Origin of the sequence: uncultured Aliivibrio sp. (genome assembly GCF_946479765.1) — a bacterium.
In the GTDB taxonomy this organism is placed as follows: domain Bacteria; phylum Pseudomonadota; class Gammaproteobacteria; order Enterobacterales; family Vibrionaceae; genus Aliivibrio.
This window is the reverse complement of the sequence record NZ_CAMLHO010000080.1, coordinates 1-8,111: the sequence shown is the minus strand read 5'-3', so window position 1 is coordinate 8,111 and position 8,111 is coordinate 1. Positions and strand designations below refer to the sequence as shown.

The window sequence follows — 8,111 nt, the reverse complement described above, 5'->3', positions numbered from 1 at the left end:
CTTAGTATTTGATCCGACAGGTGATTTTGTTGATTATGTCGATGATGATTGTTTACCTGATCTTTCAATGTTGAAGGACATTAATGACTCAAGATTGTTTATGAATATTCTGGAGCTAAAGTCGAAGGCTAATATGAAGGTAGCAATATAAACGGTGAATAACCAAGGTTTGTAATATTACCAGCAGTTATGAAGGCTTAGTTATATAAATGAGCCTCTTAAACGATTGCTATATCAGTGCGCATTATATACAGTGTTATGTTGAGATTGACGTGTGCATAATAGCGCAGCGCACGCGGCAACCGTAACATAATGAGTATAATGCGAATTAGTTTGTTATTGATAACATACTGGTATGTCAAAAAATGACATACAGCGCATAGCCATTGCTAATGTTTCGCTAGGTTCCTAGCTATCACCAAGAAGACCACCCACGAAAGCCGCTATTGCCGATCATGTAAAATGGTCGGGAACCTGCATTACAGCGTCACACCTCAAAACTTCTTTTCATCCTGCTAGAATCGCTCTTAACGACCAATATACAAATAACTCCAGATAAAGTTTATCGCTTTGCTATAACACGGCCAGTAATCTGATTGATGAAATTGACGAGCGACGAAGACTGAGGAGGAGGAAATTGAAGAGAGAAGATAAAAGGGAGGTTTCAAATTTTGGGAAAGGGGCCCCTTTGGGGAAAGGGTCCTAATATTTTGAAACTGACCGCTTTTACGCCTCTAAAATTGCCTCTTTAAAAACGGTCATTTGTTACTTGATTGTTTCAAAACAGGTTGGGGTTACTGTTACACCCCAACTAACTGCGGACATCTGCAATTCTGCACTACTTACGGCCGAAAGATTGCTCAATAGAACCAACCTCACCAATGGCGTTATAGTATTCGTTTTCATCCATTTCTATATGATTTATTTTATCAAAAAAACTTCCGTGGTCAGGGATCATTTTCCATGTGTACATTGTTATTATTTCTCTTGGTGCTCTAGATATTGCAGTTCCTATAATAAAATCTTCTAAGTCTACTTTTTCATATCTTGTTCCATTACATATCTCATCAGCTGTAACATTAAGGTTAATAGCCAATAATTTTATTTGTGTTGCTTTCGGTTCGGTCTCTCCATTTTCCCATTTTAGGTATGTTTGTTTTGCTACCTTTACTAGAGTAGCTATTTCTTCTTGTGTATAGCCTTTTTCAATCCGCGCTGACTTAATTACATCTTTCAACATTATAAAACCCCTGTAGATACGTTTATTTATAAGTATAGCACCATGTTTTCGTACTGATAGCTTGAGGTACGTATAAATAAAGTGTATGTTATAAAAAAACGTACTTGACAGGGTTTTGATTTGTACTTTATTGACCAACTTTTTATGCAGCAAGTTCATCCCGATGGAGGTCTTCCATTGGTGGGTACGCATGTCATAGAAAGGTTGAATCTTGAAACTGGCGAGGCATTACCGCCGTCAGTAAATCAAAAGTATTTAGAAGGATCATTCAGTACAAAACTTATTATTCGTTGTGATGGTAGAAAAGTTCGTATCGAGGGAAATCCCTCACGTTGGCAACGAATGGATAATTTATTTGGCTTAACTACTCTTGATGAATGCGTAGGGATTTATAACCATATATTGAATCAATATGGTTTGCCTCCATTCACTAAGAATACCAAATTAATACCTCGTCAAACTCCTGATGGTAAATCAACGTCATTAGTCGGTAATGGTGCAGAAATCACCTCAATTGACTGGACTAGAAATTTAGCGGTAGGCAAGGGCAATCAAGCTTCGTTTATTCGTGGTATGTCTTCAATGCAAATCGGTAGAGGGAGAAAGCCACACCTTTTCCCAAATGGTAAATCTTGCGGATGGGGCTATGGCTCTAGCTGGATGATTAATAAACTTTATGACAAAGCTTTTGAGCTAAGAGAGCATTTAAAAAAAGACAAACGTAGAAAAGATGGCGTATTAGAAAAGCAACTCGAATACATAGAAAAATTAATTACATACTGTGAAGAACAAGGTGTAGTCAGAGACGAAAGTAGCTTGAAGCAATTACTTCTTAAAAAGCACAGACTACAATTTTACGGCCTTGTATCTGAAGAAGATTTTTATCCGCATTTGAATGATATCGAGAAGGCAATGAAGACCATACAGATTAATCATGATGTTCACAAAAGTATTGCAGATCAATTAATTGAACTCAATATTGTTAAAAGTCGCCAAGCAGCAAACGCAACTCAAAGTTACGCGATTATGTGGCAAAACGGTTCCAACATTCGTGAAATGCTGAAAGAAAGGCAGTTTTATGAACATAAAGCCCGTTTAAAACAAATAGGTATAGATATTGGCCAACAGTTTGATATTACTCGTTTATGTCCAACATTAAAACGTTCAGAAATTATCAAAGTTGAACCATTGAAAATTCCTGATTGGTACGAAATGCCAACAGTTGCAAAATCCATTATTTTACCATTTAGAGCCATTGCTTAGAGGAAAAAACATGTTAAAAATCGAAGTGTTTCCAGAAGATACCGTGTTAATTGAGCGTTCAATTAAAGCTAACGGTGACAAGCCAGCTAAAACATTTTATGAACAAGTTGCTTATGCTTATCTGGGCGGAAAATTTCCAGTTCAAATTAAATTACCAATGGAAAGCGGGCAAGAACCTTATGCAGCTGGATTATATACACCTCATAGCTCTAGTTATGTCGTTAATAACTTTGGGGGTTTGGAGCTAAAACGTTTTGGGCAAATTATTCAACCATTGAGAGTGAAAGATTAATGTTTAAATTCCCAGAAAGAAAATTGTTTTATAAGGGCGGCATGATGATGATTAATCGTAAAGATGAACCATCATTTCAATGTACTCATTGCTATAAACCATTCTTTGATGATGAGGTTTTTGTAAGTTCATTTTTATCTAAAATTGAGTGCCCAAATTGCCAATCTGAGTTAAGAAAAATCACAGAAAATGAACCATTAATCACTGATTAAAAAATAAAACCCGTAACTGGTGAGACAGCTACGGGTTTCTAATCACAAATAACAAAACAGGTGTTATGTATGACTATTCCGAATTGTTCCATTTCTGACGCAAGAGATCTAGTAAGTAATTTAAATAATATTTCATTATTTATGAGTTCAGGCTCATTAGAATCAGGTGACGAGATTTTTGATATGTTGTTAGCCAGGCTTCAAGATAAAATTGAAACTCTCGATAGTTGCTTATCGTATATTGTTAATGCGCCATTGATTGAAGCAGAACGATTGCTAGAAGAAGTGAAAACTAAATGAAAAACTTACAGATTGCAGATGAAAAACGGTTTTGTATTTGCGGTGATTGCCTTCAAATAGTACCATTTACTCATGCGCTACATAATGAGGATGAGTTTTGTGACTGTGGCGGTCAAATGTGCGGCTGTGATTTTTGCAATGAAACATATGCCAATCATTTAAGTCCCAAATTAACAACAAAGATTTAATTAGAGCCTGCTTAAATGCGGGCTTTTTTATGCCTGTAAGCCCCTCAGCCAATCAATACGCTAGTGCGCATTATATACAGTGTTATGTTGAGATTGACGTGTGCATAATAGCGCAGCGCACGCGGCAACCGTAACATAATGAGTATAATGCGAATTAGTTTGTTATTGATAACATACTGGTATGTCAAAAAATGACATACAGCGCATAGCCATTGCTAATGTTTCGCTAGGTTCCTAGCTATCACCAAGAAGACCACCCACGAAAGCCGCTATTGCCGATCATGTAAAATGGTCGGGAACCTGCATTACAGCGTCACACCTCAAAACTTCTTTTCATCCTGCTAGAATCGCTCTTAACGACCAATATACAAATAACTCCAGATAAAGTTTATCGCTTTGCTATAACACGGCCAGTAATCTGATTGATGAAATTGACGAGCGACGAAGACTGAGGAGGAGGAAATTGAAGAGAGAAGATAAAAGGGAGGTTTCAAATTTTGGGAAAGGGGCCCCTTTGGGGAAAGGGTCCTAATATTTTGAAACTGACCGCTTTTACGCCTCTAAAATTGCCTCTTTAAAAACGGTCATTTGTTACTTGATTGTTTCAAAACAGGTTGGGGTTACTGTTACACCCCAACTAACTGCGGACATCTGCAATTCTGCACTACTTACGGCCGAAAGATTGCTCAATAGAACCAACCTCACCAATGGCGTTATAGTATTCGTTTTCATCCATTTCTATATGATTTATTTTATCAAAAAAACTTCCGTGGTCAGGGATCATTTTCCATGTGTACATTGTTATTATTTCTCTTGGTGCTCTAGATATTGCAGTTCCTATAATAAAATCTTCTAAGTCTACTTTTTCATATCTTGTTCCATTACATATCTCATCAGCTGTAACATTAAGGTTAATAGCCAATAATTTTATTTGTGTTGCTTTCGGTTCGGTCTCTCCATTTTCCCATTTTAGGTATGTTTGTTTTGCTACCTTTACTAGAGTAGCTATTTCTTCTTGTGTATAGCCTTTTTCAATCCGCGCTGACTTAATTACATCTTTCAACATTATAAAACCCCTGTAGATACGTTTATTTATAAGTATAGCACCATGTTTTCGTACTGATAGCTTGAGGTACGTATAAATAAAGTGTATGTTATAAAAAAACGTACTTGACAGGGTTTTGATTTGTACTTTATTGACCAACTTTTTATGCAGCAAGTTCATCCCGATGGAGGTCTTCCATTGGTGGGTACGCATGTCATAGAAAGGTTGAATCTTGAAACTGGCGAGGCATTACCGCCGTCAGTAAATCAAAAGTATTTAGAAGGATCATTCAGTACAAAACTTATTATTCGTTGTGATGGTAGAAAAGTTCGTATCGAGGGAAATCCCTCACGTTGGCAACGAATGGATAATTTATTTGGCTTAACTACTCTTGATGAATGCGTAGGGATTTATAACCATATATTGAATCAATATGGTTTGCCTCCATTCACTAAGAATACCAAATTAATACCTCGTCAAACTCCTGATGGTAAATCAACGTCATTAGTCGGTAATGGTGCAGAAATCACCTCAATTGACTGGACTAGAAATTTAGCGGTAGGCAAGGGCAATCAAGCTTCGTTTATTCGTGGTATGTCTTCAATGCAAATCGGTAGAGGGAGAAAGCCACACCTTTTCCCAAATGGTAAATCTTGCGGATGGGGCTATGGCTCTAGCTGGATGATTAATAAACTTTATGACAAAGCTTTTGAGCTAAGAGAGCATTTAAAAAAAGACAAACGTAGAAAAGATGGCGTATTAGAAAAGCAACTCGAATACATAGAAAAATTAATTACATACTGTGAAGAACAAGGTGTAGTCAGAGACGAAAGTAGCTTGAAGCAATTACTTCTTAAAAAGCACAGACTACAATTTTACGGCCTTGTATCTGAAGAAGATTTTTATCCGCATTTGAATGATATCGAGAAGGCAATGAAGACCATACAGATTAATCATGATGTTCACAAAAGTATTGCAGATCAATTAATTGAACTCAATATTGTTAAAAGTCGCCAAGCAGCAAACGCAACTCAAAGTTACGCGATTATGTGGCAAAACGGTTCCAACATTCGTGAAATGCTGAAAGAAAGGCAGTTTTATGAACATAAAGCCCGTTTAAAACAAATAGGTATAGATATTGGCCAACAGTTTGATATTACTCGTTTATGTCCAACATTAAAACGTTCAGAAATTATCAAAGTTGAACCATTGAAAATTCCTGATTGGTACGAAATGCCAACAGTTGCAAAATCCATTATTTTACCATTTAGAGCCATTGCTTAGAGGAAAAAACATGTTAAAAATCGAAGTGTTTCCAGAAGATACCGTGTTAATTGAGCGTTCAATTAAAGCTAACGGTGACAAGCCAGCTAAAACATTTTATGAACAAGTTGCTTATGCTTATCTGGGCGGAAAATTTCCAGTTCAAATTAAATTACCAATGGAAAGCGGGCAAGAACCTTATGCAGCTGGATTATATACACCTCATAGCTCTAGTTATGTCGTTAATAACTTTGGGGGTTTGGAGCTAAAACGTTTTGGGCAAATTATTCAACCATTGAGAGTGAAAGATTAATGTTTAAATTCCCAGAAAGAAAATTGTTTTATAAGGGCGGCATGATGATGATTAATCGTAAAGATGAACCATCATTTCAATGTACTCATTGCTATAAACCATTCTTTGATGATGAGGTTTTTGTAAGTTCATTTTTATCTAAAATTGAGTGCCCAAATTGCCAATCTGAGTTAAGAAAAATCACAGAAAATGAACCATTAATCACTGATTAAAAAATAAAACCCGTAACTGGTGAGACAGCTACGGGTTTCTAATCACAAATAACAAAACAGGTGTTATGTATGACTATTCCGAATTGTTCCATTTCTGACGCAAGAGATCTAGTAAGTAATTTAAATAATATTTCATTATTTATGAGTTCAGGCTCATTAGAATCAGGTGACGAGATTTTTGATATGTTGTTAGCCAGGCTTCAAGATAAAATTGAAACTCTCGATAGTTGCTTATCGTATATTGTTAATGCGCCATTGATTGAAGCAGAACGATTGCTAGAAGAAGTGAAAACTAAATGAAAAACTTACAGATTGCAGATGAAAAACGGTTTTGTATTTGCGGTGATTGCCTTCAAATAGTACCATTTACTCATGCGCTACATAATGAGGATGAGTTTTGTGACTGTGGCGGTCAAATGTGCGGCTGTGATTTTTGCAATGAAACATATGCCAATCATTTAAGTCCCAAATTAACAACAAAGATTTAATTAGAGCCTGCTTAAATGCGGGCTTTTTTATGCCTGTAAGCCCCTCAGCCAATCAATACGCTAGTGCGCATTATATATATTATGTTAAATAGGGTTTGGTATGTAGATAAGAGCTTTATATGCTTCCCCATTTCTAGTTATCGACTTAATACTTACTAATTTAACCATAATCGTATTTACCATAAAATAGCTAATAATCATTCAATAATACTCCGTATTCATCGTTTGATTATTAGCTGTCATTCAACGGCTAAAGATTAACCGCCAGCAAGTTTTACTGTGTGGCCTTGCTTAACTAAAAACTCTTTAATCTTCTCACGGTTGTCGCCTTGGATTTCAATATCGCCATCTTTTATTGCGCCGCCACAGCCGCAAACTTTTTTAAGCTGTGCAGCAAGAAGTTTAAGTTGCGTGTCTTCCATATCAAGTCCAGTAATGGCACAAACACCTTTACCTTTTCGACCTTTAGTTTCACGCTGAATACGAACAATACCGTCACCTTTAGGACGCTCTTGCTTTATTTCTTCTTGTTTAATACGGCCAACATCCGTTGAATATACTAAAGACATAATTGATCTCGTTTTTAAATGATTAACGGATTGTAAATTATTTTTCGTGTTTATCCAAAAACCTTTTGATAGCAGCTAATGATCCTTTCGCTAATTTACCGTGATATAAGCAATACCACGATTTTGGTTCTCCTGTATCATTTTTTATGGCATAGCCTTTGTACTCATCTGATTGAGACTTATCACGTTTTTCATTAAGTACCGTTTCACCCATATCACCAAATTCTCTTGGCAGTATGATTGACCCAGTCTCATCCCACCAATCAATGCTTTTTTTTACCGCACTTAAATGACCGTGTAATACCTTGTTTTTTATCAGCACTTTCCAGTCATCAGGAATGCCCGTCTTGTTTACAATGAAAAATCCTTTATACAATGATCTCTGCATACGAATACTCTATTAAAGGCTATTTATATAAGGATAAATAAATGATTCTGTTATACCAGACATTAAAATCTATTTCGTGATCTTATGTGTTATTTTTTAATGTGATATAGTGTTTTAAACACAAAATAAAGTTATGGTGCATTAGAGTGAACAAATCCCTTTTTCTAACTCCCAACGTTGATACTGATACTTTTGCTGCTTGCTTAAAAAAGCAGTATTCACATAATAGTTTAATCTCATTTAAAAATGATTGGAATAATTTTATTGTATTCTGCCAATTACATCATGTCACAGCTCTTCCCGCTTCAACTGCTGCGATACGAATATTTATAGAGAAA

At 36.0% G+C, this 8,111-nt stretch carries 12 protein-coding genes and 1 pseudogene; 9 read left to right on the top strand and 4 right to left on the bottom strand.

Features of this window, described 5'->3' with window-relative positions:
- Positions 1–838 precede the first annotated feature (838 nt).
- The gene (locus Q1K78_RS16420; RefSeq protein ID WP_300181380.1) at positions 839–1,240 is read right to left on the bottom strand and encodes a helix-turn-helix transcriptional regulator; all 402 of its coding nucleotides are present in this window, start codon (positions 1,238–1,240) and stop codon (positions 839–841) included.
- 120 nt (positions 1,241–1,360) lie between these two features.
- On the opposite strand from Q1K78_RS16420, the gene Q1K78_RS16415 reads away from it, so the two are divergent.
- The 4 genes from Q1K78_RS16415 to Q1K78_RS16400 all read left to right on the top strand — a co-directional run bounded on the left by Q1K78_RS16415 (position 1,361) and on the right by Q1K78_RS16400 (position 3,307).
- Positions 1,361–2,503, top strand: a complete 1,143-nt coding sequence (locus Q1K78_RS16415; protein ID WP_300181375.1) for a phage/plasmid replication protein, II/X family — start codon at positions 1,361–1,363, stop codon at positions 2,501–2,503.
- 10 nt (positions 2,504–2,513) lie between these two features.
- Positions 2,514–2,795 (top strand): single-stranded DNA-binding protein, encoded by a 282-nt coding sequence (locus tag Q1K78_RS16410; protein ID WP_300181373.1) that lies wholly within the window; start codon positions 2,514–2,516, stop codon positions 2,793–2,795.
- Positions 2,795–3,007 carry a hypothetical protein gene (locus Q1K78_RS16405; protein ID WP_300181370.1) on the top strand — a complete coding sequence of 71 codons (213 nt, stop codon included), beginning with the start codon at positions 2,795–2,797 and terminating at the stop codon, positions 3,005–3,007. The genes Q1K78_RS16410 and Q1K78_RS16405 overlap by 1 nt, the downstream gene beginning before the upstream one ends.
- A 69-nt stretch (positions 3,008–3,076) precedes the next feature.
- Positions 3,077–3,307, top strand: coding sequence for a hypothetical protein (locus Q1K78_RS16400; protein WP_300181367.1), 231 nt, complete (start codon positions 3,077–3,079; stop codon positions 3,305–3,307).
- A gap of 852 nt (positions 3,308–4,159) precedes the next feature.
- Here the strand turns inward: Q1K78_RS16400 and Q1K78_RS16395 are convergent.
- On the bottom strand, positions 4,160–4,561 hold the full coding sequence (locus Q1K78_RS16395) for a helix-turn-helix transcriptional regulator (RefSeq protein WP_300181380.1): 402 nt from the start codon (positions 4,559–4,561) through the stop codon (positions 4,160–4,162).
- 120 nt (positions 4,562–4,681) lie between these two features.
- Here Q1K78_RS16395 and Q1K78_RS16390 point away from each other — a divergent pair, with 120 nt between their 5' ends.
- From Q1K78_RS16390 to Q1K78_RS16375, 4 genes are all read left to right on the top strand, one after another.
- Positions 4,682–5,824 carry a phage/plasmid replication protein, II/X family gene (locus tag Q1K78_RS16390; protein WP_300181375.1) on the top strand — a complete coding sequence of 381 codons (1,143 nt, stop codon included), beginning with the start codon at positions 4,682–4,684 and terminating at the stop codon, positions 5,822–5,824.
- A 10-nt stretch (positions 5,825–5,834) separates the two neighbouring features.
- Positions 5,835–6,116, top strand: coding sequence for a single-stranded DNA-binding protein (locus Q1K78_RS16385; RefSeq protein ID WP_300181373.1), 282 nt, complete (start codon positions 5,835–5,837; stop codon positions 6,114–6,116).
- The gene (locus Q1K78_RS16380) at positions 6,116–6,328 is read left to right on the top strand and encodes a hypothetical protein (RefSeq protein ID WP_300181370.1); all 213 of its coding nucleotides are present in this window, start codon (positions 6,116–6,118) and stop codon (positions 6,326–6,328) included. Before Q1K78_RS16385 ends, Q1K78_RS16380 begins: the two co-directional genes overlap by 1 nt.
- A gap of 69 nt (positions 6,329–6,397) precedes the next feature.
- Positions 6,398–6,628, top strand: coding sequence for a hypothetical protein (locus Q1K78_RS16375; RefSeq protein ID WP_300181367.1), 231 nt, complete (start codon positions 6,398–6,400; stop codon positions 6,626–6,628).
- A gap of 445 nt (positions 6,629–7,073) precedes the next feature.
- On the opposite strand, the gene yciH is transcribed toward Q1K78_RS16375, so the two are convergent.
- Together yciH and Q1K78_RS16365 are read right to left on the bottom strand one after the other, a co-directional pair.
- Positions 7,074–7,385, bottom strand: a complete 312-nt coding sequence (gene yciH / locus Q1K78_RS16370) for a stress response translation initiation inhibitor YciH (RefSeq protein ID WP_300181364.1) — start codon at positions 7,383–7,385, stop codon at positions 7,074–7,076.
- 37 nt (positions 7,386–7,422) lie between these two features.
- The gene (locus Q1K78_RS16365; protein ID WP_300181361.1) at positions 7,423–7,773 is read right to left on the bottom strand and encodes a DUF3319 domain-containing protein; all 351 of its coding nucleotides are present in this window, start codon (positions 7,771–7,773) and stop codon (positions 7,423–7,425) included.
- A 146-nt stretch (positions 7,774–7,919) separates the two neighbouring features.
- Here Q1K78_RS16365 and Q1K78_RS16360 point away from each other — a divergent pair.
- Positions 7,920–8,111: pseudogene (locus tag Q1K78_RS16360) on the top strand (integrase); the annotation flags it as partial.

Bases quoted from the DNA above. Each gene is read 5' to 3' on its own strand.
- Q1K78_RS16420 (WP_300181380.1), bottom strand. From the start codon at position 1,240: ATGTTGAAAGATGTAATTAAGTCAGCGCGGATTGAAAAAGGCTATACA.
- Q1K78_RS16410 (WP_300181373.1), top strand. From the start codon at position 2,514: ATGTTAAAAATCGAAGTGTTTCCAGAAGATACCGTGTTAATTGAGCGT.
- Q1K78_RS16405 (WP_300181370.1), top strand. From the start codon at position 2,795: ATGTTTAAATTCCCAGAAAGAAAATTGTTTTATAAGGGCGGCATGATG.
- Q1K78_RS16400 (WP_300181367.1), top strand. From the start codon at position 3,077: ATGACTATTCCGAATTGTTCCATTTCTGACGCAAGAGATCTAGTAAGT.
- Q1K78_RS16395 (WP_300181380.1), bottom strand. From the start codon at position 4,561: ATGTTGAAAGATGTAATTAAGTCAGCGCGGATTGAAAAAGGCTATACA.
- Q1K78_RS16385 (WP_300181373.1), top strand. From the start codon at position 5,835: ATGTTAAAAATCGAAGTGTTTCCAGAAGATACCGTGTTAATTGAGCGT.
- Q1K78_RS16380 (WP_300181370.1), top strand. From the start codon at position 6,116: ATGTTTAAATTCCCAGAAAGAAAATTGTTTTATAAGGGCGGCATGATG.
- Q1K78_RS16375 (WP_300181367.1), top strand. From the start codon at position 6,398: ATGACTATTCCGAATTGTTCCATTTCTGACGCAAGAGATCTAGTAAGT.
- yciH (WP_300181364.1), bottom strand. From the start codon at position 7,385: ATGTCTTTAGTATATTCAACGGATGTTGGCCGTATTAAACAAGAAGAA.
- Q1K78_RS16365 (WP_300181361.1), bottom strand. From the start codon at position 7,773: ATGCAGAGATCATTGTATAAAGGATTTTTCATTGTAAACAAGACGGGC.